We start from the raw sequence: 22,106 nt of genomic DNA, 5'->3' as shown, positions 1-22,106 counted from the left end.
GCGGGTCGAGGTGCGGGTCGAGGTGCAGGTCGAGGTGCAGGGACGCGGTGGGGCGCGTGCCGGGACCTCGACGCAGGCCTCGACCCCGGCCACAGGACGCACCTCGACCACGGGAGGGGGCCCGACGTGCTAGACAACCCGCCATGGAACCGGACGTGCTGGTGGTCGGTGAAGCGCTCGTCGACGTGGTGCACGCCGCCGACGGCACGGTCGTGGAGCGGGCCGGCGGCAGCGCGGCCAACGTGGCGGTGGCGCTGGCGAGGCTGGGGCGGCGGGTGCGGTTCGCAACGGCGTACGCCGACGACGAGCGCGGCGCGGTGCTGGCCGACCACCTGGCGCGCGCCGGGGTGGCGCTCGCCGCGGACCCGCACGTCGTGGTGCGCAGCTCCTCGGCGGTGGCGACGATCGGCCCGGACGGCGCGGCGTCCTACGAGTTCGACGTTGACTGGCGCCTGGGACCGGTCCCCGACGAACCGGCGCCGCAGGCCGTGCACGTGTGCTCGCTGGGCGCGGTGCTCGCGCCGGGGGCGGAGGCCGTCCGGGACCTGGTGGAGCGGCTGCGGCCGCGGGCGACGGTGACCTACGACGTCAACGCCCGGCCCTCGATCACGGGCACCGGTGCGGACGTCGTCGCCACGGTGGAGGCGCTCGTCGCGCTGGCCGACGTCGTCAAGGTCAGCGACGAGGACCTCGAGGTGCTGTGGCCCGACCTGGGCGTCGACGCCGCGGCCGACCGGCTGGCCGGCCTGGGGCCTCGCGCGGTCGTGGTGACGCGCGGTGGTGCGGGTGCGACCTGGGTGGAGACGGGCCGTCGGATCAGCGTGGACGCACGGCCGGTCACGGTCGCCGACACGATCGGCGCGGGGGACACCTTCGCCGCGGCGCTGGTCGACGGGCTCTGGACGCACGGCCTGCTGGGTGGACGCGTGGAGGCGCCGGCCGAGTCGGTCGTCCAGGACCTGCTGGCACACGCCGGCCGCGCGGCCGCGGTGACGGTGTCTCGGCCCGGTGCGGACCCGCCGTACCGCCACGAGCTCTGAGCCCCTGCGACCCCGCCTGCGGTGTCACGCGCAGGTGAATTGTCCGTGGGTCGCCCGGCACGGGAGGATGGGCCGGTGCGGCTGCGGATCGACCTCGCCTACGACGGCTCCGGCTTCCACGGGTGGGCTGCCCAGCCGGGGCTGCGGACGGTCCAGGGCGAGGTGGAGCAGGCGCTGGCGGTCGCGCTGCGCCGTCGTACGCCGACGGGCGAGCTGCTGCGAGTGCCCGTCGTCTGCGCGGGTCGCACCGACACCGGGGTGCACGCGCGCGGCCAGGTGCTGCACGTCGACACGACCGCCGAGGAGCTGGCTGCCTCCGCCGGCCGCTCGCCGGAGCCCCCGCTCGAGGCGCTGCAGCGCCGACTGGCCGGCATCCTCCCGGCCGACGTCGTGGTGCGCCGGGTCGTCGAGGCGCCCGCGGGCTTCGACGCACGGTTCTCGGCGACCTGGCGGCGCTACGCCTACCGGGTCGCCGACCGTCCCGGTTCCGTGGACCCGCTGACCCGCTCGCACGTGCTGGCGTGGTCGCGCCCGCTGTCGCTCGACGCGCTCGCCGAGGCATCCGCGCCGCTGGTGGGGCTGCACGACTTCGCGGCGTTCTGCAAGCAGCGCGAGGGCGCGACCACCGTGCGGACCCTGCTCGACCTGTCGTGGACCCGCCGCCCCGACGGCGTGCTCGAGGCGACCGTGCGCGCGGACGCCTTCTGCCACTCGATGGTGCGCGCGCTCGTCGGCTGCCTGCTCGCCGTGGGGGAGGGTCGGCGCCCGGTCGGCTGGCCGGCCGCGGTGCTCGCCTCCGCGAGCCGGTCCCCCGAGGTCACCGTCGCGCCGGCGCACGGGCTGACGCTGGAGGAGGTCGCCTACCCCGACGACGAGGAGCTGGCCGCGCGGGCCGAGCAGACCCGGGCTCGCAGGGCGCCCGTCGCCCCAGCCGCGGAGGAGGACGCGTGAGCGAGGACGAGCACTACTTCACCGCCGACCCGTCGGTGCCCTTCCTGCGCGAGCCGGTCGAGGTGTCGGTGTGGGGTGTCGACCTCCGGCTGGACACAGGGTCGGGGGTCTTCGCCCGTGGTCGGCTCGACTCCGGCACCGCCGTGCTCTTCCGCGAGACCGAGCCACCCGCCTCTGGTCGCGTGCTGGACCTGGGCTGCGGCTACGGCGTCATCGGGCTGGCCGCGGCGCTCGCCTCCCCGGAGGTGAGCGTCACCGCGGTCGACGTCAACGAGCGGGCCGTGCTGCTGGCCCGGGAGAACGCCGCCGCGCTCGGGGTCACCGCGAGGTACGTCGCGGCGGTGCCTGCCGACGTGGACCCCGCGGCGACGTACGACGAGATCTGGTCCAACCCGCCCATCCGGATCGGCAAGGCGGCGCTGCACGAGCTGCTGCTCGCCTGGCTGCCGCGCCTGGCCCCCGACGGGCGGGCGGTCATGGTCGTCGGCAAGAACCTGGGCGCCGACTCGCTGCAGCGGTGGCTCGGGGAGCAGGGGTGGCCGACGACACGGCTGGCCTCGGCGAAGGGGTTCCGGGTGCTGGAGACGCGCCGGGCCGAGTGAGAGCGGGTCGGTCGGTCGGCTGGTCGGTCAGCCGTCAGTCACCTGGTCAGGGCGTGATCGGGTGCGCGAGCAGGTCGGCCGCGACCGGGTCCGCGCTGGTGGTGCGGTGCCAGAGCAGCAGCAGCAGCTCCTCGGCGGGCGCGGCGAGCTCCACGAGGGGAGCGCCGTCGCCCAGGCGGAGCGGATCGGCGTCGACGTCGGTCACCCGCAGCAGGAGCGTCGCGGGGAGCGGCTCCATCCGGGCCAACCGCACCTGGCGGAGGTAGAAGGTCTCCTCGACCTCGAGCACTCCGTCCCAGGCCACGACCGGGTCGATGGCCCACTCGTGGGTGCGACCGGCCGCGGCGAGCACGTCGCGGGTGTGGATGAGCGTCTCGTGGGTCTGTCGTCGGGCCCACCAGCCGACCGTCCCGACCCGGCGGCCGAAGGTCCAGGCGGGGTCGGTGGGCTCGCGCTCGGTCACGGTCTCGAGCAGGTCGCCGGCGTGCCCGGCGTACCACGCAGGCAGGGTGCTGAGGTCGCTCGGTGCCGGCTCGGGGGTGCCCTCGGGGTTCTGCTCGACGATGGCGTGCCGCGCCCACTGGTGGATGCTGCCGACGTGCTCGACCAGGTCGGCCACGCACCACTCCGGGCACGCCGGCACCGCGGCGGTGAGGTCGACCTCGGCGGCGAGCCGGGCGAGGTCGGTCGTGGCGCCGGAGAGCAACGTGTTCCAGTCGAGCATCTCGCCATCCAAGCAGCCCGGGCGCCGGTGCGCCGTGACCCAGCGCACGCAGCTCTGGCGCAGGCCGGTTGCGGCGGCCCCTGCGACCGCGGCGCCTCGTCGTCGCGTCTGCGCCGAGTGAGCGTCGAACGAGGCCCGAGTGAGTGTCGAACCAGCGCCGAGTCAGCGGTGGAGCAGCTCCCCGAAGAGGCGGCAGGTCTCGGTGACGGCGGCGTCGGCGGCGGGGGAGTGGCGACCCATGTCGACGAAGCCGTGGATCAGCCCGGTGAAGCGGCGGTGCTCGACGTGCACCCCGGCCTCGGCGAGGGCGTGGGCGTAGGCGTCGCCGTCGTCGCGGAGCGGGTCGAACTGGGCGGTGACGACCACGGCCGGGGCCAGCCCGGACAGCTCGCCCAACCGGGGCGAGAGACGCGGGTCGGTGGGGTCGACGGCGGAGGCGTCGGGCCCGGCGTACTGCCGGCCGAACCAGGCCATCGTCTCGGCGTCGAGGAAGTAGCCCTCGGCGTTGTCGCGGAAGGACTCGGTGTCGGCGCCCATCTCGGTGACGGGGTAGATCAGCAGCTGGGCGGTCAGCGGGTGCTCGGCGTCGCGCAGGTGCTGGGCGGCCACGGCGGCCAGGTTGCCGCCGGCGGAGTCGCCGGCCACGCCGGTGCGCTCGGAGCCGCCGAGCTCGTCGAGGTGCGCCACCATCCAGTCCGCGGCGGCGAGGGTGTCCTCGACGGCGGCCGGGAACGGGTGCTCGGGCGCGAGGCGGTAGTCGACGGAGACGACCACGGCGCGGGAGTCGCGGGCGATCGTGCGGCAGGCCAGGTCGTGGGTGTCGAGGTCACCGATGACGAAACCGCCGCCGTGCAGGAACAGCACCGTCGGCAGCGGGCCGTCGGCCTCGGGGCGGTAGACCCGTGCCGGTCGCGGGCCGGCGCCGCCGGGGACCTCGCGCTCCTCGACCGAGGCCATCGCCGGGAGCAGCGAGTCGTCTCGCAGGTCGACGGCGAGCGTGCGGAAGCCGGCGCGGGCCTCCTCGGGGGTCTGCTCCCACATCGGCGGCGCACCGGCCGCGGCGAGGAAGGAGAGCAGGGCCCCGGTGGCGGGGTCGAGGTCGGGGTGCAGGTCGGTCACGTGGCCACTGTGCCAGGCCGGCGGTCGCCGCGGTCCGACCCGCGGGGTGGGGCGGACCCGGGGACCGCCCCGGCGTACGACGGTGGCTCGAGGCTCAGGCGGCGCCGAGGCTCTGCTCGACCAGGTCGGCGACCTCCGCGGCGTCCTCGGCCCGGGCGGCCGAGACGCTGATGATGACCAGCTGGTCGCCGACCTCGACGTAGAGCTGCTCGCCGCGCACCTCGAGCCCGCCGGAGGAGACCGTGTACTCCGCGCGCAGGCCCTCCAGGTCGCCCTCGATCTCGGTGATGTCGCCGACCTCGTCGGCGAAGGCCATCAGGTCGGGCCGGATGCCCTCGGGCTCGGGCAGCCCTCCGGAGGGCAGGGGCTGCTCGATGACGTTGACGTTGGTCAGGAAACCGTCCACCGCGCCACCGGGGGCGGCGGCGTAGAGCTCGACGGCATCCATCTGGACGGCGAGCTGCTCCGGGGTCACGCCCAGCCGCTCGGACATCTCCTCGAGCATCGGGTTGGCCTCGGAGCCGACGCGCTCGCCCATCGCCTCCTGGTCGAGGACGGCCCAGTCGTCGGGCAGCTCGAACGTGACCAGGTCGGTGCCGACCTCCTCGCCGCCCTCGACGGTGCTCTCGACCTCCACCCCGTCGACGGGGCTGTCGTCCTCGCCCCCGCAGGCGGTGAGGCCGAGGGGGAGGAGCAGGCAGAGCAGGGGCAGAGCGCGGCGCGCCGAGATCGCGTCATGGGAGGACGGTAGCGCCGCCCCCGGCAAGCGGCGAACCGCCCTCCACGTCGCCGTGGGCCGGTCCTCGCCTGCGGCGCTCCCAGCGACCGACGAGCACCACCACGGCCAGCGCCAGGGCCGCTCCGGCGACGATGTCGACGACGTAGTGCTCGGCGAAGTAGACCAGCGCCAGCGACATCGCCGCGGGGTAGGTCAGCAGCAGCCAGCGCGAGGGGTGCCGCAGCCGCTGCACGCCGTGGATCGCGACGAGGAAGGCGATGCCGGCGTGGAGGGAGGGCATCGCCGCGACCGGGTTGCCCATGCCCTGCAGCACGATGTTGGCGCGGTCCAGGCCGGTGCCGGCCCAGCCCCTGCTGGTGATCCGCTCGACTGCGCCCATGGCGCCGTCCTCCGACGCCATCCACGGCGGCGCCATGGGGTAGACCAGGTAGATCACCAGTGCGGCGTAGTTGATGGCGAGGTAGCGGCGCATCCACGCCCACCAGTGCCCGCGGTCGCGCACCCACAGCACCGCCGCGAGCGTCAGGCCCACGAGGAAGTGCGAGGCGTAGACCGTGGTGAGCAGCCGGTCCCACCACCGCGGAGGCAGGTCACGCGTGCACGGGTCGCCGCACCACGCCTGCTGCAGCACCTCGGTCGGGGTGGCGTCCCACCCGACCAGCCCGGCCAACCAGGTGTCGACGTCGATCGGCATCTGCACGTGGACGGGCAGCCCGAGCTCGTCGACCAGGCCCCGGGTGAACCAGTAGACGACCAGGCCCAGCAGCACCGGCCACCAGTCGCGGGGGAAGCGCAGGTGCCAGGCGCGGGGCGCCTGCACGTCCCAGGCGACGAAGGCGCCCCAGATCCACAGGAAGACCCCGATGGGGTCGTTGGGGATGCCGATGGTGCTCGACCAGGCCACGAGCAGCACGAGGTACGCCGAGACGGCCAGGGTCCGGGCCCGCGCGCCCGTCTCGGGGCGCACGCGGGGACCGGCCTGGCCGTCGGAGGCGCGCTGGGTTCGCTCGGTGGTCCCGGACATGCCGGGAGTCTAGGGACAGGTCTTGGTGGCCGGGTCCCGGTGTCAGCCGACGGCGAGCGGGTCGATCGCGTCGTGCTCGGCCACCGCGTCGGCCAGCGTCACCAGGTGGTGGTCGCCGTCGCCCAGCAGGTGGTCGAGCGCGGTGAGCACAGCGGTGTAGGAACCGACGCTGTACTCCGCGGTCATGCCGATGCCGCCGTGCAGCTGGATCGCCTCCTGGCCGACGTGCCGGGCGGCACGGCTGGCCTGGAGGCCGGCCCGGGCCGCCGCGTCGTGCACGCGCGCCGGGTCACCGGACGAGAGCACCATCGTCGCCCACTGCACGACGCTGGTGGCCAGCTCGAGCGAGACGTACATGTCCGCGGCCCGGAAGGTCAGCGCCTGGAAGGTGTTGAGGGTGACGCCGAACTGCTTGCGGCTGGTGAGGTAGCCGCACGTGGTGCGCAGCGCCACCTCCATCGCGCCGATCGCGGTGTTGGCGGCCATGATCCGACCGAGGTCCTGGATCGTGGCGATGCTGCCCGCCAGGTCGCGCCCGGGCTCGCCCAGCGGGGTCGCCGGGGTCGCGTCGAACCGGACCCGGGCGGCCCGCCCACCGTCGTACGTCGGGTAGCCGGTGCGCTCGCAGGCCTCGCCGTCGACGAGGAAGAGTCCGGTGCCGCCGTCGGGGAGCTTCGCGCTGACGACCAGCTGGTCGGCGCGGGCGCCCTGGACGACCGGCTCCTTGGTGCCGGTCAGCGTCCAGGAGTCGCCGTCCTGCGTCGCCGTGACCGCCGAGGCGGTCGGCGCCCACCGCGAGCCGGGCTCGTCGTGGGCCAGGGCCAGCAGCCGCTCGCCCGAGGCCAGCGCGCCGAGGACCTCCTGGCGCTGGTCGGGGGTGCCGCAGGCCTGCACGAGCCCGCCGGCGAGGACGACCGCGTGCAGGAACGGCTCGGGCGCGATGACCCGGCCGATCTCCTGGCACACGATCGCGACCTCGACCGGGCCGGCCCCCACGCCACCGTCCTCCTCGGCGAAGGGCAGCCCCAGCAGGCCCATCTCGGCCATCTGCGACCAGACCTCCTCGGAGAAGCCCGGGTCGGCCTTGGTGGTCTGGCGGCGCTGCTCGAAGTCGGAGTAGGCCTTGCCCAGCAGGCCGCGCACGGCGTCGCGGAGGGCGTCCTGCTCGTCGTCGTAGCTGAAGTCCATGTCGCGTCGTCCTTCCCCGGCCCTCAGAGGCCCAGGATCGTGCGGCTGATGATCTGGCGCTGCACCTCGTTGGAGCCGCCGTAGATCGAGGCCTTGCGGAAGTTGAGGTACGTCGGGGCGACCCGGCTCGTCCAGTCGGGCAGGCCCTCGCCGCCGTCGCCCTCGAGCGCACCGGCGCCGGAGGCCAGGCTGCCGGGACCGGCGAGGTCGACCAGCAGCTCGCTGACGGCCTGCTGCAGCTCGGTGCCCTTGAGCTTGAGCACGCTCGAGGCGGGGTGCGGCTCGCCGTCGGCGGAGTGCGCGACCACGCGCAGCGCGGTGAGCTCGAGGGCGAGCAGCTCGTTCTCCAGCTCGGCGACGCGGGCGGCGACCAGCGGCTCGGACAGGCGCTCGGGTGCGAGCTTCTTGGCGCGGGCCAGCGCGGCCTTGGTGGCGCCCACGGGGGCCACGCCGACGCGCTCGTTGCCGAGGAGGAACTTGGCCATGGTCCAGCCCTGGCCGGGCTCGCCGACGAGGTTCTCGCCCGGGACGCGGACGTCCTCGAACCACACCTCGTTGACCTCGTGGCCGCCGTCGATCAGCTCGATCGGCCGCACGGTCAGACCCGGGCTCCTCATGTCGATGAGCAGCATCGAGATGCCGGCCTGCTTCTTCACCTCGGGGTCGGTGCGCACGAGGGTGAAGATCCAGTCGCCGTGCTGGCCGAGGGTGGTCCAGGTCTTCTGGCCGTTGACGATCCAGTCGTCACCGTCACGCACCGCACTGGTGCGCAGGCTGGCCAGGTCGGAGCCGGCGTCGGGCTCGGAGAAGCCCTGGCTCCACCAGATCTCGCAGGACTTCGTCTTCGGGAGGAAGCGCTCCTTCATCTCCTGGCTGCCGAAGTGCGCGATGACCGGGCCGATCATGGAGGCGTTGAACGCGAGCGGGACCGGGCAGCCGGCCGCCTGCATCTCCTCGTGGTAGAGGTGCTTCTGGAGCTCGGTCCAGCCGCGACCGCCCCACTCCTCGGGCCAGTGCGGCACGGCGAGGTCGTGGTCGTCGAGCAGCTTCATGCTGCTGGCGATCTCCTCCTTGGTCAGCTCCCTCCCCTCGAGCACCTTGGTGCGGATCTCCTCCGGCACCTTCGTCGTGAAGAACTCCCGCATCTCGGCGCGGAAGGCCTGGTCCTCGGGCGACAGGGCGAGCTGCATGAGGTCACTATGACGCAGGACACCAAGGCCCGCGCCACCCCGTCCGGCGGCCAGGTCACCGTGGCTCGCTGCCCGGCGACGAGTCACGAGACCCGGCCGGGGATAACGAGGTGACCCCCGGCCCCGGGTCGCGGACAATCACCGCTCGTGGGTCACGTGGACGTCGCCGGGGTCAGGTACGAGCTGCCCGACGGGAGGGTGCTGCTGGACGACGTCTCGTTCCGGGTCGGGGAGGGCGCCAAGGTCGCGCTCGTCGGCGCCAACGGCGCCGGCAAGACCACCCTGCTGCGGATCATCACCGGCGACCTGGCGCCGCACGCCGGCGTCGTCACCCGCAGCGGCGGGCTGGGAGTGATGCGCCAGGACGTCAAGGCCGGCCTCGGCGAGGACCCCACCGTCGCGGACCTGCTGCGCAGCGTCGCCCCGCCGCGGGTCCGGGCCGCCGCCGACGAGGTGGACCGGCTCGAGCTCGCCCTCATGGACACCGACGACGAGCCGACCCAGATGCGGTACGCCGAGGCGCTGGCGGAGTACGCCGACGCCGGTGGCTACGACCTCGAGGTCACCTGGGACGTGGTCACCACCGCCGCCCTCGGCACCTCCTACGAGCGGGCGCGCCACCGGTCCCTGTCCACCCTGTCCGGGGGCGAGCAGAAGCGGCTGGTGCTGGAGTCGCTGCTCAGCGGCCCCGACGAGGTGCTGCTGCTCGACGAGCCCGACAACTACCTCGACGTCCCGGGCAAGATCTGGCTCGAGCAGCGGCTGCGCGCCAGCGACAAGACCGTGCTCATGATCAGCCACGACCGCGAGCTCCTCGACAACACCGCGACCCGGGTCGTGACCGTCGAGCTCGGGTTCGCGGGCAACTCCGTGTGGACCCACCCGGGCGGCTTCTCCTCCTACCACCAGGCGCGTCAGGATCGGTTCGCCCGCTTCGAGGAGATGCGCAAGCGCTGGGACGAGGAGCACGCCAAGCTCAAGGCGCTGGTGCTGAGGCTGAAGGTCAAGGCGGAGTTCAACGACGGCATGGCCGCGGCGTACAAGGCGGCGCAGACGCGGCTGCGCAAGTTCGAGGAGGCGGGGCCGCCGACCGAGCAGCCGCGCGAGCAGCAGGTGCAGATGCGGCTCAAGGGCGGGCGCACCGGCAAGCGGGCCGTGGTCTGCGAACAGCTCGAGCTCACCGGGCTGATGCGGCCCTTCGACCTCGAGGTCTGGTACGGCGAGCGGGTGGCCGTGCTGGGCTCCAACGGCTCCGGCAAGTCGCACTTCCTGCGGCTGCTCGCCGCGGGCGGCAGCGACCCCGACGTCGGCAACCGGCCGGTCGGGGAGGACCCGATCGCCCCGGTCGCGCACACCGGTTCGGCGAGGCTGGGTGCCCGGGTGCGGCCGGGCTGGTTCGTCCAGACCCACGACCACCCCGAGCTGGTGGGCCGCACGCTGCTGGAGATCCTGCACCGCGGCGACGGGCACCCTGACGGTCGCCAGGGCATGGGCCGCGAGCAGGCCGCGCGGGTGCTGGACCGCTACGAGCTGGCGGCCTCGGGCGAGCAGACCTTCGAGTCGCTGTCGGGCGGCCAGCAGGCGCGCTTCCAGATCCTGCTGCTGGAGCTGTCGGGGGCGACCCTGCTGCTGCTCGACGAGCCCACCGACAACCTCGACGTGCAGTCGGCCGAGGCGCTCGAGGAGGGGCTGACGGCGTACGAGGGCACGGTGCTGGCGGTGACCCACGACCGGTGGTTCGCGCGCGGCTTCGACCGGTTCCTGGTCTACGGCGCCGACGGCGAGGTCTACGAGTCCGACGGTCCCGTGTGGGACGAAGGGAGGGTGCAGCGTGCCCGGTGAGGTGAGGATCGAGCGGGTCGACGTCCACGACGACGCTGTGCTCGCCGCCTGGCACGGCGTCGCCTGGCGTGCCGACCGACACGATCGCGGTGAGAACGCGACGACCTGGACGCTGCCCGAGCTGACCGCGCAGCTGCGGTCGGGCCGACGGTCGCGGTCGACGACGGCGTACGTCGGCACGGTCGACGGGACCGCCGTCGCCTTCGGGGTCACGGTGCTGCCGATGCTCGACAACACCGCCACCGCCGAGGTCGCCGTCGCGGTCGACCCGCCGGCGCGGCGCCGGGGCCACGGGTCGGCGATGCTCGCGCACCTGCTCGCCGAGGTCGGGGCCCAGCACCGGACGATCGTGCACGCCGAGGTCGACTGGCCGTGGTCGGCCCAGCCGGACGGGGCCGGGACGCCAGGGGTGGAGTTCGCCCGGCGCCACGGGTTCGCGCTGGGCAACCTCGAGGTGATGCGGGTGCTGCGGCTGCCGGTCGCCGACGACGTGCTCGACGACCTGACGCCGGACCTCGGGGACTACACGCTGCGCTCCTGGGTCGGACCCGTGCCCGAGGACCTGCTGCAGGCGTGGGCGGAGATGGACGCCAGCCTCAGCACCGAGGCCCCCACCGGCGACCTCCAGGTCGAGGCGCAGGTGGCCGACACCGCCGCGGTGCGCGAGGGCGAGCAGCTGCTCGTGGCGCAGGGGCGGACGGCGTACCGCGCGGTGGCGCTCGCGCCGGACGGCACGGCCGTGGGCTACACCGAGGTGGTCACGACCGTGCACGAGCCAGGACGGGCCTACCAGTGGGGGACGCTGGTGCACGGAGACCACCGAGGGCACCGGCTCGGGCTCGCGCTCAAGGTCGCGGCGCTGCGGTTGCTGCAGTCCTCCGAGGACCCCGCCGGCCCGGTCGACCACGTGCTGACCTGGAACGCGGAGACCAACGCGCACATGGTCGGCGTCAACGAGCGACTCGGCTTCGTCCCCGTCGAGCGCTGCGGGGTCTTCGAGCGCCGGTCCTAGGCCTCGCCCGGCTCCGGCGCAGCCTCGCGCGATCGGCCCCGCGGGAGACTCCTGCAGCCCTACAGTGAGGGTCCGCCTCGTCGCAGCACCGACGCCGCGGAGCGGTCGGACCGGGAGTGGGCACGGTCGGGCCGGTCACGGGCGGAGGGGGAGGCGTGCGTGACGACGGGCTACGGGTTCACCGGCGCACCCCGACGTGCGCAGGCCTACCTCGTGCTCACCCTGGTCGCGGCCCTGGTGCTCCCGTGGCTGGTGGCCCGGGGGACGGACGGGGACGGCCCGGCCCGGGAGGTGCCGGCCGACTGGGTCGCAGCCCTGGTGCTCGTCGCCGTGTCCGGCCTCAACGTCGAGCTCGGCCGGCGACTGGCCGGCGGCCTGACCCACACCCAGCAGCCGCACAAGGCGCTGTCGGCGTGGGCGTTCACCTGCGCCATGGTGCTGCCGACGTGGTGGCTGCTCGTGGTCGTGCCTCTCACCTACGCGCACGCGCGCTGGCGCGGCCTGCGGGTCCCGCTGTGGAAGTGGGTGGGCTCCGGCGCCCACCTGGTCCTCGCCGGGACGGCCGCGGCGACGGTGCCGTGGCTCGTCGACGGCGGGCTGCCGAACTGGATGGAGGGGATCGGCGGCCGCGGGCTGCTGGTGCTGCTCCTGGCCGTGCTGGTCTTCCTGGTCGTCGAGACCGTGCTGTTCGCCGGGTCGGCTCTGCTCAACCACGCCCCCGACGAGGAGTGGCTGCGCGCGCAGCTGCTCAGCCCGGCGTACCAGCTCACCGAGGCCGGCGTGGTGCTCATCGGCGGGCTGCTGGCAGCGGTGTGGACCGGTGGCGCGTGGTACGTCCTGCTCTTCGTCCCGCTGCACACGCTCCTGCAGCGCGCGGTGCTCGTCGAGCCGCTGCGCGAGAACGCCGCGATGTCGGCCGAGCTGGTGGAGTCCAACCGCCAGCTGCGCGCGGTGAGCGAGTTCAAGAGCGAGCTGATGGGGATGCTGGCCCACGAGGTGGGCAACCCGCTGACCTCGGTGACCGGCTACACCGAGGTCGCCGCCCACGCGCTGGATGAGGGCGACACGGCCACCGCCGAGCGGGCCCTGGGCGTCGTGGGACGCAACGCCGGCCAGATCCGCGAGGTGCTGCACGACATCGTCTCCCTCGTCGAGACCAACCCCGGCGGCCTCAGTGCCCGGCCCGAGCCCACGCTGCTCGCCCCGCGGCTGCGCGCCGCGGCCGCCGCGCAGTCCGAGGGCCACCAGCCCGTCGTCGCCTGCCCTGAGGACCTGCGGGCACTGGTCCAGCCCTCGCACCTGGACCAGGTGCTGGCCAACCTGCTCGGCAACGCCACGAAGTACGCCGGGGGCGCCACCCACCTCTGCGCCACCCCGACGCCCGACGGGCGGGTGGCGGTGGTGGTCGAGGACCGCGGTCCCGGCATCCCCGAGGACTTCCGCGAGCACGTGTTCACCCGCCGCGCCCGGCACCCCGACACCGCCGGCACGGTGCCCGGGCGTGGCCTCGGGCTGCACATCAGCCGGGCGCTGGCGCTGGCCAACGGCGGCGACCTGCGGCTCGCCGGCAGCGAGTCCGGTCGGTCCGGGAGCCGGTTCGAGCTGGTGCTGCAGGCGCCGGCCGGCTGAGCAGCGGGGAAGTGCCACGACCCCGACCACCGGGAGACGGACCGGTGGCCGGGGTCGCGCGGACCGGGACGCGGAGGGAGGGGCCGTGCCCCGGCCGCCCCCGGGGCCGGGCAGCGGCGCCGACCCCGGGAGAAGGGGTGAGGGTCAGGACTCCTCGGCGTCGGAGTCCAGGACGAGGGCGACCGTCTGCTCCTCGCCGTCACGCTCGTAGGTCACCTCGACCTCGTCGCCGGGACGGTAGGAGCGGATGGTCGCCACGAGGGAGTCGGCGCTGGTGATGAGCACGTCGTCGATCCGCGTGATCACGTCGCCCTCCTCGAGGCCCGCGTCCTCTGCGGTGGAGCCCTCGCCGAGGGTGCGCACGAGCGCGCCGTCGGTCACGGGGACCTCGTCGCCGGTGCCGGGCACGCTCGCGCCGACGTCGCTGACCGAGATGCCGAGCCGGGCGTGCGTCGGCGTCTCGCCGGCGATCATCTGCTCCACGATCGGCATCACCTCGTCGATGGGGATGGCGAACCCGAGCCCGATCGAGCCGGCCGACCCGCTGCTGAACGGGCCGCCGGCGCCCGCGGTGCGGATGGAGGAGTTGATCCCCACGACCCGCCCCGCGAGGTCGATCAGCGGGCCACCGGAGTTGCCGGGGTTGATCGCCGCGTCGGTCTGGACCGCGGGGTAGACCGTGGCGTTGCCCTCGGCGTCGCGACCCACGTCGACCGGGCGGTCCAGCGCCGAGACGATGCCGCTGGTGACGGTGGCGTCGAGGCCGAAGGGGCTGCCGATCGCCACCACGTCCTGGCCCACCTGCAGGCCCTCGGAGCTGCCCAGGGTCGCGGGGGTGAGTCCCGAGACGTCCTGGGCCTGGATGACCGCGGTGTCCGTGAGCGGGTCCGAGCCGAGGACCTCCGCGACCGCGTGGCTGCCGTCGGCGAAGTCGATGGAGATCGTGCCGCCGTCCAACGCGGGCTCGACGACGTGTTGGTTGGTGAGGATCGTGCCGTCCTCGCTCAGGATGATGCCGGAGCCGGAGCCGGAGCCGGCCTCCTCGGAGCCGCGGACGTTGAGCCGCACCACGGAGGGCAGCACCGCCTCCGCGGCGGCCTGCACCGAACCGTCGGGAGCGGGCGCGGTGGGAGCGGTGGCGTCGGAGACCTGCGCGGTCCCGGCCGGGGTGACGGTCGTGGACGCGGTGTCCTCGGGACCCCACTCGTCCCACGCGGCCGCGCCGCCGACGCCGGCGGCCGCACCGGCCAGCACCGACGTGGCGACGACGGCGGCGGCCAGGCCGAGGCGGCGCGGGCGCCGGTCGTTCGACGGCGGCACCGGCGCTGCGGCGTACGACGGGGGAGGAGCCTGCCAGATCGGGCCGAGGTCGCGGGTCGGCTCGTGGGACGGGGGCGTGGCGCCGTCCTGGTCGCGGCGCGGGTCCGGGTTCTGTTCCATGTCGACCACTGTGGCCCCGGTGGCTGTGACGAGGCTGAGACGCGGCTGGGCGGGCGAGAAGAATGCGACCGGTCTGCGCCAGCCCTTGAGTGAGCCTGTGACCTCGACCACACTCGCGGCATGACCGCCACCGCGTCCGACCCGCAGACCACCTGGATCGACACCTCCGACGCCCCCGAGCCCCGCTTCGTGGGGGACCGGCTGGCGCACTGGGCCGCCACGACGCCCGACGCCGAGTGCTTCGACTACCTCGGCCGGACCTGGACCTACGCCGAGACCCACGAGCGCGTGCGCCGGCTCACCGGAGCCCTCGCCGCCCTGGGGATCGGTCGCGGCGGGACGGTCTCCTTCCTCGACAAGAACCACCCCGCGTGCGTGGAGCTGAGCCTGGCCGCCGGCGACCTCGGGGCAGCCAACGCGATCATCAACTTCCGCCTGGCCGGCGACGAGATCGACTACGCCCTCAACGACTCCGGCGCGACCGTGCTCGTCGTGGGCACCGAGCTGATGCCGACCATCGAGGCGATCCGCGACCGGCTCACCCACGTCCAGCACGTCATCGAGGTGACCCCCGAGGGCGGCGACTCCGATCCCTACGAGCAGCTGCTCGCCGGCGCCGAGCCGATGGAGCGCCCGGCCGACGTCTCACCCGAGGACACCTGCCTGGTCATGTACTCCTCCGGCACGACCGGACGGCCCAAGGGCGTCATGCTCAGCCACCGCAACATGGTCAGCCACACGATCAACGCCCACGACGGCTGGGGCTTCGAGCCCGGCGACAAGTCGATGGTCGCGATGCCGCTCTTCCACGTCGGCGGCTCCTCCTACGTGCTGTTCGGTCTGCACGACGGCGTCCCCAGCGTCATGACCCGCGACCCCGACGGGATGTCGCTGGCCGGGGCGATCATGGCCGGCGCCAACCGGACGTTCCTGGTGCCGGCCGTGCTCGCGCAGGTGCTGCAGTCCGGCCCGGACGCGGTGAAGCTCTTCGGTGCGCTGAAGACCTACACCTACGGCGCCGCGCCGATGCCGCCCCCGCTGCTGCGCGCGGCCATGGAGGCCTGGCCCGACACCGACTTCATGCAGGTCTACGGCCTCACCGAGGTCGCCGGGGTCGTCACCCACCTCATGCCCGACGAGCACCGCACCGCCATTCCCGAGGGGCACCCCGAGCGGCTGGTCTCCGCGGGTCGCGCCGTCCCGGGCGTCGAGATCCGGATCGTCGACCCGGGCACGCTGGAGGACGTCGCCACCGGCGAGCCGGGGGAGGTCTGGCTGCGCACGCCGCAGATGTTCCAGGGCTACCTCAACAAGCCCGAGGCCACCGCGGAGGTCATCACCTCCGACGGCTGGTTCCGCTCCGGCGACCTGGGCCGCCTCGACGCCGACGGCTTCCTCTACGTCGAGGACCGGCTCAAGGACATGATCATCAGCGGCGGCGAGAACATCTACAGCCCCGAGGTCGAGCGGGTCCTGGCCGAGCACCCGGCGGTCATGGAGGTCGCGATCATCGGCGTCCCCGACGACACCTGGGGGGAGTCGGTGAAGGCGGTCGTCTCCTTCCACGAGGGTCGGAGCGCCACCGAGCAGGAGCTCATCGACTACTGCCGCGAGCACCTCGCGCACTACAAGTGCCCGCGCAGCATCGACGTGCTCGAGATGCTGCCCCGCAACCCGACGGGCAAGATCCTCAAGCGGGACCTGCGCCAGCCCTACTGGGACGGGCGGGACCGCCAGGTCAACTGAGCCCTTGACGCCTCGCCGCGCGGTGACGGAGCGTGCTGCCGTGGAACGCCTGCCGCACGAGAACGTGGCGACCGTCCTGGTCGACCCGGCGGTGCTGCACGACCTCGAGCTGCACCTGATGACCCTCGACCTGCGGCTGTGGCCGGTCGCGACCGCACCCATCTGCGCCGACGGGGCGCGGCAGGCCTTCCAGGTGCGACGGCGGATGCTGATGGCCCGGCGCGGGGCCTGGGACCTCGCCGCGGACTGGACCCCGGTCTGGATCTCCTTCGGCGACTCCTGGCGCACCGGGGAGGAGCCGCTGCCCTGGGCCGCGCACCAGGTGCTGTGGCGCACGCTCGAGGGGTACGCCGCGCACGTCCGCTACCGCCGGGCCCTCGGTGGGGTCCCGTGGCTGTCGGTGCCGACCGAGCGGAGTGCGTGAGCCGGGTGCGGGCGCGGGTGGCCGGGTCCCGTCACGGGTGCCCGGGTGCCGGCGGTGGCCTGGGGCGCGGGTCGGTGAGGTCCATCGGCGCCCCGCTGAACCTCACGCGCGGCGCCTGACATCCTGGCGCCATGCGCTTCACCGAGCACGAACTGACCCGGGCGATGGAGGCGGCGGCGAAGTCGGTGCTCGCCGTGCGCCGGTCGAACCGCAGGCGCGACGTCGAGCAGGTGTGGGCCGGCATGACCCGCTACCAGCGCTACCAGCTGCTCGACTCCCTCGGCGACCAGGTGCTGCCCGTGCTGGTCGCGCTCCCGGACGTCGAGGTCGCCCCGGGGACCCGCCCGAGCTGGACCGACGCCGAGGTCGAGCAGGTGGTCCGCGAGCGGCTGGACGCCACCCCGGGGGGACGGTTGCGGCGGGCGGTCGTGCTGAAGGCGCGGGTCGCCCTCGTGCAGGCGGCACTCGCCGGCGTACCCCCTCGGCAGGACCCGGACGCACTCGTCGTCCCCGACCACCTCTGAGCCCGCTCCGCGGGTCGAGGTGTGACTCGAGGTGCGACTCGAGGCCCGAGGACGCGCAGGGGCGCGTCACGGCACCACGACGCGCACCTCGACCCGCACCTCGACTCCGGGGACCCTCCCCGGACGCTCAGACCGGCAGCCCGAGCCCCCGCAGGTCCGTGCGCAGGGTCGCGGCGTCGGTGAACACCAGCCCGTGGAGACCGCAGGCGACGGCCGCCTCGACGTTGCTCGCGCGGTCGTCGACGAAGACCAGCTCCTGGGGCGGCAGGCCCGCCCGCTCGATCGCGAGGGCGTACGCCGCGGGGTCGGGCTTGGCGACGCCCTCGGTGCCCGAGACGACGACCGGGTCGAGCAGGGCCAGCTCGGGGAAGAGCCGCGGGGCGTGGGCGTGGTAGAGCTCGTCGGACCAGTTGGTCAGCCCGACCTGGCGCACGCCGGCGGCGTGCAGCTCGTGCAGCAGCGCGGCCGTGCCCGGCACCGGGCCGAGCAGCGAGGCGGGGAAGTGCTCGCGGTAGGCGCGACCGGCGGCAGCCCAGCGCGGGTGCTCGCGCTCCAGCCAGGCCTGGGCGTCGTCCCAGGAGTCGCCGGAGTCGGGGCCGTGGTTCCAGACCATGAAGTCGATCGACGCGAGGAACTCGCGTGCCTCGTCCTCACCGACGCCCGCCGCGATCGCGGGGAGGGGGTCCCAGTCGACGATCACGTTCCCGAGGTCCCACACGACCCCCCGCACAGACGGGACGACCCCGGACGCAGCGTCCGGGGTCGTGCCGAGTGGTGCGTGGTCCGTCATGCCCACCGGACGTCGCGGGGCGTGAACTCCAGCCCGCGGTCACCGGTGTAGATCTGCTTCGGACGGGCGATCTTCTGCTCCTTGTCCTGGGTCAGCTCCAGCCACTGCGCCAGCCAGCCCGGGGTGCGGCCGATGGCGAAGAGGACCGTGAACATCTCCGGCGGGAACTGGAAGGCCTCGTAGATCAGCCCGGAGTAGAAGTCGACGTTGGGGTAGAGCTTGCGCTGGACGAAGTACTCGTCCTCGAGCGCGATCTTCTCCAGCTCCTGGGCGATCTCGAGCAGCGGGTTGACCCCGGTGACCTCGAAGACGTCGTCGCAGGCCTTCTTGATGATCTTGGCGCGCGGGTCGTAGTTCTTGTAGACGCGGTGGCCGAAGCCCATGAGCCGCTCGTTGCCGTTCTTCACGCCCTCGATGAAGGCGGGGATCTCCGACTTGCTGCCGATGCGGCGCAGCATCCGCAGCACCGCCTCGTTGGCGCCACCGTGCAGCGGGCCGTAGAGCGCGCCGATGCCGGCGGCGACCGCGGAGTAGGGGTCGACCTGCGAGGAGCCCACCGAGCGCACCGCGTTGGTGGAGCAGTTCTGCTCGTGGTCGGCGTGCAGGATGAACAGCGTGTCCAGGGCCTTGACGAGGCGCTCGTCGGCCTCGTACTTGCTCTCGCTCATCTTGAAGAGCATGGACAGGAAGTTGGCGGTGTAGGAGAGCTCGTTGTCGGGGTAGACGAACGGCTTGCCCTGCGCGTGCCGGAAGGACCAGGCGCCCAGCGTCGGCATCTTGGCGATCATCCGGACGATCTGCATCTGCCGGTTCTCGGCGTCCTGGATCATCGAGGCCTCGGGGTAGAACGTCGAGAGGGCCCCCACCGACGCCATCAGCATCCCCATCGGGTGCGCGTCGTAGCGGAAGCCCTCCATGAACCCCTTCACGTTCTCGTGGACGAACGTGTGGAAGGTGATCTCGTGCTCCCACTGCTCATACTCCGCCTTCGTGGGGAGCGCGCCGTGGATGAGCAGGTAGGCCACCTCGAGGAAGGTCGATCCCTCGGCGAGCTGCTCGATGGGGTACCCCCGGTACTCCAGGATCCCCTTCTCCCCGTCGATGTAGGTCACGGAGGAGCGGCAGGAGGCGGTGTTGACGAAGCCGGGGTCGTAGACGGCCAGACCGGGCTCGTCGTCACCGGCCTTGATCTTCCCGAGGTCGGCGGCCTTGATGGTGCCGTCGGCGATCGGGACGTCGTACTCCTGTCCGGTGCGGTTGTCACGGACTGTCAGAGATTCGGTCACGCCGATCGACTCTAGTCCGCGATGGGCGGCGCCGGGAACCGGGTGTCCCACGGACCGGCTCCCGCGCCCGCGTGCACCGGCGCCCCGGCGTACGGTCCGACGGTCGCCGGCGCCCGCCTCGCGTTTTGGCGTACGCCGCAGCAGAGCCCTAGTCTTGCCTGTCGCGACTCCTGCCGCGCGCCGTGCCTCGTGCCGGTGTGCAGATCTGGACGTGAGCCGCACCCGGCCTCCCCGTGAGGAGCGGCCGGGTGGGTCGGTGCGAACCAGGCCGTGTTCGTCAGGAGCCGCAGCAGCACCACCCCGACCGGGCACCCCCGGTCGGGACCGACGAACGAACAGGTAGTACTGCCGTGCGCACCTACAGCCCCAAGCCCGCTGACGTCCAGCGCGAGTGGCTCGTCATCGACGCGACCGACGTCGTGCTCGGTCGCCTCGCCACCCACACCGCGAACCTCCTGCGTGGCAAGCACAAGCCGACCTTCGCCCCCCACATGGACATGGGCGACTTCGTGATCATCATCAACGCGGAGAAGGTCTCGCTCTCCGGCTCCAAGCCGACCAAGAAGATGGCCTACCGCCACTCCGGCTTCCCGGGCGGCCTCTCGCAGACGCCCTACGGCGAGCTGCTGGAGAAGGACGCCCGCCAGGTCGTCGAGCGCGCCGTGTGGGGCATGCTCCCCAAGAACAAGCTGGGTCGCCAGATCATCAAGAAGCTCAAGGTCTACTCGGGCCCCGCGCACCCGCACTCCGCCCAGCAGGCCACCCCGTTCGAGATCAGCCAGATCTCCCAGTAATCGACGACGAGAACAAGGACATAGACATGGCTGACTCCGCCACCACCGAGACCACCGAGGTCGAGGAGACCTACACCACCGACGAGCAGGGCATCGCCTACTCCTCGGAGTCCGCGCCCAGCGCCGACTTCGAGGCCCGCCCCGCCACGATCGCCCCCGCCGCGGCCACCGGCCGCCGCAAGGAGGCCGTCGCCCGCGTCCGGATCGTCCCCGGCACCGGCGTGTGGACGATCAACGGTCGCACCCTCGACTCCTACTTCCCCAACAAGCTGCACCAGCAGGTCGTGAACGAGCCGTTCGCGCAGCTGCAGCTCGAGGGTCGCTTCGACGTCATCGCCCGCATCCACGGCGGCGGCATCACCGGCCAGGCCGGCGCGCTGCGCCTCGGCGTGGCCCGCTGCCTCAACGCCGTCGACGTCGAGGCCAACCGCCCGACGCTGAAGAAGGCCGGGCTGCTGACCCGCGACGCGCGCGTCATCGAGCGCAAGAAGGCCGGTCTGAAGAAGGCCCGCAAGGCGCCTCAGTTCTCCAAGCGCTGATCCGGTCGTCTCTCACGTGGGACGACTCTTCGGCACGGACGGGGTCCGCGGTCTCGCCAATGGCGACCTGACCGCGGACCTCGCTCTGCATCTGGGCGAGGCCGCTGCGCGCGTGCTGGTCGGGGGCACCGCCCCGGGCCGGCGCCCGCTCGCGGTGGTCGGCCGCGACACCCGCATCTCCGGGCAGTTCCTCGAGCACGCGGTCGTCGCCGGCCTGGCCTCCGCCGGTGTCGACGTGCTGCGCCTGCGGGTCGTCCCGACCCCGGGCGTGGCCTACCTGACCGACCGGTTGCAGGCCGACCTCGGAGTGGTCATCTCCGCCAGCCACAACCCGATGCCCGACAACGGCATCAAGCTGCTGGGCCGAGGCGGGCACAAGCTCGACGACGCGGTCGAGGCCGCCATCGAGGAGGCGATGGACACCCCGGTCGCACTGCCCACCGGGGCCGACGTGGGGCGTGTGACGCCGTACGCCTCCACCGTGGCCGACTACTCCGCGCACCTCGTGGAGTCCCTCGACGGGCTGCGCCTGGACGGGCTGACCGTGGTGCTCGACTGCGCCCACGGTGCGGCCCACGAGGTCGGGCCGCGCGCCCTGGCCGCCGCCGGTGCGACCGTCATCCCGATCGGGGACCGTCCCGACGGGCTCAACATCAACTCCGGCTGCGGTTCCACCGACCTGCGCGCGCTGCGCCAGGCCGTGCTCGAGCACGGTGCCGACGCCGGTTTCGCGGTCGACGGCGACGCCGACCGCTGCCTGGCCGTGGACCACACCGGCCTCACCGTCGACGGCGACCAGCTGCTGGCGCTGCTGGCCGTCGCGCTCAAGGACCGCGGGCGGTTGCACGAGGACACCCTCGTCGTCACCGTCATGAGCAACCTCGGGCTCCACCACGCCATGCGTGACGCAGGGATCCGCGTGCAGCAGACCGCCGTGGGCGACCGGTACGTCCTCGAGGCGATGCGCTCCGGTGGCTGGTCCATCGGCGGTGAGCAGTCCGGACACGTGATCCTCGGCGACCACGCCACGACCGGTGACGGCTTGCTGACGGCGCTGCAGGTGATGGCGCGGATGAAGCGGACCGGTCGCAGCCTGCGCGAGCTCGCCGAGCCAGTGGTCCGGCTGCCCCAGGTCCTCGTCAACGTCCCCGGCGTCGACCGCGGGCGCACCGACGACGAGGTGTTGCTGGCGGCGGTCGCCGCGGCCGAGGAGGCGCTCGGTGACTCCGGCCGGGTGCTGCTGCGGGCGTCGGGCACCGAGCCGCTGGTGCGGGTCATGGTCGAGGCGCCGACCCAGCCGGAGGCGCAGCGGGTCGCCGACGGGCTCGCCGACGTGGTGCGGGAGCGGCTGGCGCTCTGAGGGCTGGTCGAGCAGGCGTCGTCGAGACCCGGCGAACTGCGTGTGGTTGTCGACCACAGGCACCTCCCGCGGTCTCGACACGCGGGTCACGGCTTCGCAGGCTCAGCCGTGCCGCTCGCTCGACCACCATCATCGGGTCCGCT

21 protein-coding genes are annotated in these 22,106 nt (G+C 73.4%); 12 read left to right on the top strand and 9 right to left on the bottom strand.

The features are described 5' to 3' along the window. Positions 1-143: 143 nt before the first annotated feature. The 3 genes from Q1V71_RS18195 to Q1V71_RS18185 all read left to right on the top strand — a co-directional run bounded on the left by Q1V71_RS18195 (position 144) and on the right by Q1V71_RS18185 (position 2,593). On the top strand, positions 144-1,040 hold the full coding sequence (locus Q1V71_RS18195) for a PfkB family carbohydrate kinase (protein ID WP_300645666.1): 897 nt from the start codon (positions 144-146) through the stop codon (positions 1,038-1,040). Positions 1,041-1,115: 75 nt separating this feature from the next. Further along, complete coding sequence (truA, locus tag Q1V71_RS18190; RefSeq protein WP_300645665.1) at positions 1,116-1,991, top strand: tRNA pseudouridine(38-40) synthase TruA; 876 nt, start codon at positions 1,116-1,118, stop codon at positions 1,989-1,991. Further along, positions 1,988-2,593, top strand: coding sequence for a methyltransferase (locus Q1V71_RS18185; RefSeq protein ID WP_300645664.1), 606 nt, complete (start codon positions 1,988-1,990; stop codon positions 2,591-2,593). The genes truA and Q1V71_RS18185 overlap by 4 nt, the downstream gene beginning before the upstream one ends. A gap of 46 nt (positions 2,594-2,639) precedes the next feature. On the opposite strand, the gene Q1V71_RS18180 is transcribed toward Q1V71_RS18185, so the two are convergent. The 6 genes from Q1V71_RS18180 to Q1V71_RS18155 all read right to left on the bottom strand — a co-directional run bounded on the left by Q1V71_RS18180 (position 2,640) and on the right by Q1V71_RS18155 (position 8,577). Continuing rightward, positions 2,640-3,317, bottom strand: coding sequence for a maleylpyruvate isomerase family mycothiol-dependent enzyme (locus Q1V71_RS18180; protein WP_300645663.1), 678 nt, complete (start codon positions 3,315-3,317; stop codon positions 2,640-2,642). Between the two features lie 162 nt (positions 3,318-3,479). Next, positions 3,480-4,436, bottom strand: a complete 957-nt coding sequence (locus tag Q1V71_RS18175; protein ID WP_300645662.1) for an alpha/beta hydrolase — start codon at positions 4,434-4,436, stop codon at positions 3,480-3,482. A gap of 94 nt (positions 4,437-4,530) precedes the next feature. After that, positions 4,531-5,073, bottom strand: coding sequence for a hypothetical protein (locus Q1V71_RS18170; protein WP_300645661.1), 543 nt, complete (start codon positions 5,071-5,073; stop codon positions 4,531-4,533). Between the two features lie 97 nt (positions 5,074-5,170). Continuing rightward, on the bottom strand, positions 5,171-6,199 hold the full coding sequence (locus tag Q1V71_RS18165; protein WP_300645660.1) for a phosphatase PAP2 family protein: 1,029 nt from the start codon (positions 6,197-6,199) through the stop codon (positions 5,171-5,173). A gap of 42 nt (positions 6,200-6,241) precedes the next feature. Next, the gene (locus Q1V71_RS18160; protein WP_300645659.1) at positions 6,242-7,387 is read right to left on the bottom strand and encodes an acyl-CoA dehydrogenase; all 1,146 of its coding nucleotides are present in this window, start codon (positions 7,385-7,387) and stop codon (positions 6,242-6,244) included. A 23-nt stretch (positions 7,388-7,410) separates the two neighbouring features. After that, positions 7,411-8,577 carry an acyl-CoA dehydrogenase family protein gene (locus Q1V71_RS18155; protein ID WP_300645658.1) on the bottom strand — a complete coding sequence of 389 codons (1,167 nt, stop codon included), beginning with the start codon at positions 8,575-8,577 and terminating at the stop codon, positions 7,411-7,413. Positions 8,578-8,724: 147 nt separating this feature from the next. Between Q1V71_RS18155 and Q1V71_RS18150 the strand changes: the two genes are divergently transcribed. The 3 genes from Q1V71_RS18150 (at position 8,725) to Q1V71_RS18140 (ending at position 13,060) form a co-directional block, all read left to right on the top strand. After that, on the top strand, positions 8,725-10,419 hold the full coding sequence (locus tag Q1V71_RS18150; RefSeq protein WP_300645657.1) for an ABC-F family ATP-binding cassette domain-containing protein: 1,695 nt from the start codon (positions 8,725-8,727) through the stop codon (positions 10,417-10,419). Beyond that, entirely contained in the window at positions 10,409-11,431 is a 1,023-nt protein-coding gene (locus Q1V71_RS18145) for a GNAT family N-acetyltransferase (protein ID WP_300645656.1), read from the top strand. The genes Q1V71_RS18150 and Q1V71_RS18145 overlap by 11 nt, the downstream gene beginning before the upstream one ends. Before the next feature lie 159 nt (positions 11,432-11,590). After that, the gene (locus Q1V71_RS18140; RefSeq protein WP_300645655.1) at positions 11,591-13,060 is read left to right on the top strand and encodes a sensor histidine kinase KdpD; all 1,470 of its coding nucleotides are present in this window, start codon (positions 11,591-11,593) and stop codon (positions 13,058-13,060) included. Positions 13,061-13,204: 144 nt separating this feature from the next. Here Q1V71_RS18140 and Q1V71_RS18135 read toward each other — a convergent pair whose 3' ends face one another. After that, positions 13,205-14,500, bottom strand: a complete 1,296-nt coding sequence (locus Q1V71_RS18135) for a trypsin-like peptidase domain-containing protein (RefSeq protein WP_300645654.1) — start codon at positions 14,498-14,500, stop codon at positions 13,205-13,207. Positions 14,501-14,620: 120 nt separating this feature from the next. On the opposite strand from Q1V71_RS18135, the gene Q1V71_RS18130 reads away from it, so the two are divergent. The 3 genes from Q1V71_RS18130 (at position 14,621) to Q1V71_RS18120 (ending at position 17,194) form a co-directional block, all read left to right on the top strand. Next, entirely contained in the window at positions 14,621-16,246 is a 1,626-nt protein-coding gene (locus tag Q1V71_RS18130) for a long-chain-fatty-acid--CoA ligase (protein WP_300645653.1), read from the top strand. 40 nt (positions 16,247-16,286) lie between these two features. Continuing rightward, a complete protein-coding gene (locus Q1V71_RS18125) occupies positions 16,287-16,670 on the top strand; it encodes a hypothetical protein (protein ID WP_300645652.1) in 384 nt (127 codons plus the stop codon). Between the two features lie 131 nt (positions 16,671-16,801). Further along, on the top strand, positions 16,802-17,194 hold the full coding sequence (locus Q1V71_RS18120) for a hypothetical protein (RefSeq protein WP_300645651.1): 393 nt from the start codon (positions 16,802-16,804) through the stop codon (positions 17,192-17,194). A 127-nt stretch (positions 17,195-17,321) separates the two neighbouring features. On the opposite strand, the gene Q1V71_RS18115 is transcribed toward Q1V71_RS18120, so the two are convergent. Beyond that, entirely contained in the window at positions 17,322-17,912 is a 591-nt protein-coding gene (locus Q1V71_RS18115; RefSeq protein WP_300645649.1) for an HAD family phosphatase, read from the bottom strand. Between the two features lie 68 nt (positions 17,913-17,980). Next, positions 17,981-19,270, bottom strand: coding sequence for a citrate synthase (locus tag Q1V71_RS18110; RefSeq protein WP_300645647.1), 1,290 nt, complete (start codon positions 19,268-19,270; stop codon positions 17,981-17,983). A gap of 350 nt (positions 19,271-19,620) precedes the next feature. Between Q1V71_RS18110 and rplM the strand changes: the two genes are divergently transcribed. The 3 genes from rplM to glmM are packed head-to-tail and all read left to right on the top strand — an operon-like array spanning position 19,621 to position 21,963. After that, on the top strand, positions 19,621-20,064 hold the full coding sequence (gene rplM, locus Q1V71_RS18105; RefSeq protein WP_300645646.1) for a 50S ribosomal protein L13: 444 nt from the start codon (positions 19,621-19,623) through the stop codon (positions 20,062-20,064). Between the two features lie 26 nt (positions 20,065-20,090). Next, positions 20,091-20,603 (top strand): 30S ribosomal protein S9, encoded by a 513-nt coding sequence (gene rpsI / locus Q1V71_RS18100; RefSeq protein WP_300645644.1) that lies wholly within the window; start codon positions 20,091-20,093, stop codon positions 20,601-20,603. A gap of 16 nt (positions 20,604-20,619) precedes the next feature. Further along, complete coding sequence (gene glmM / locus Q1V71_RS18095; RefSeq protein WP_300645642.1) at positions 20,620-21,963, top strand: phosphoglucosamine mutase; 1,344 nt, start codon at positions 20,620-20,622, stop codon at positions 21,961-21,963. Positions 21,964-22,106: the final 143 nt, after the last annotated feature.

Source organism: Nocardioides sp. (assembly GCF_030149505.1).
Classification (GTDB): domain Bacteria; phylum Actinomycetota; class Actinomycetes; order Propionibacteriales; family Nocardioidaceae; genus Nocardioides.
Note: the sequence above shows the minus strand (reverse complement) of the source record. Positions and strands in the feature narration are given on the sequence as shown.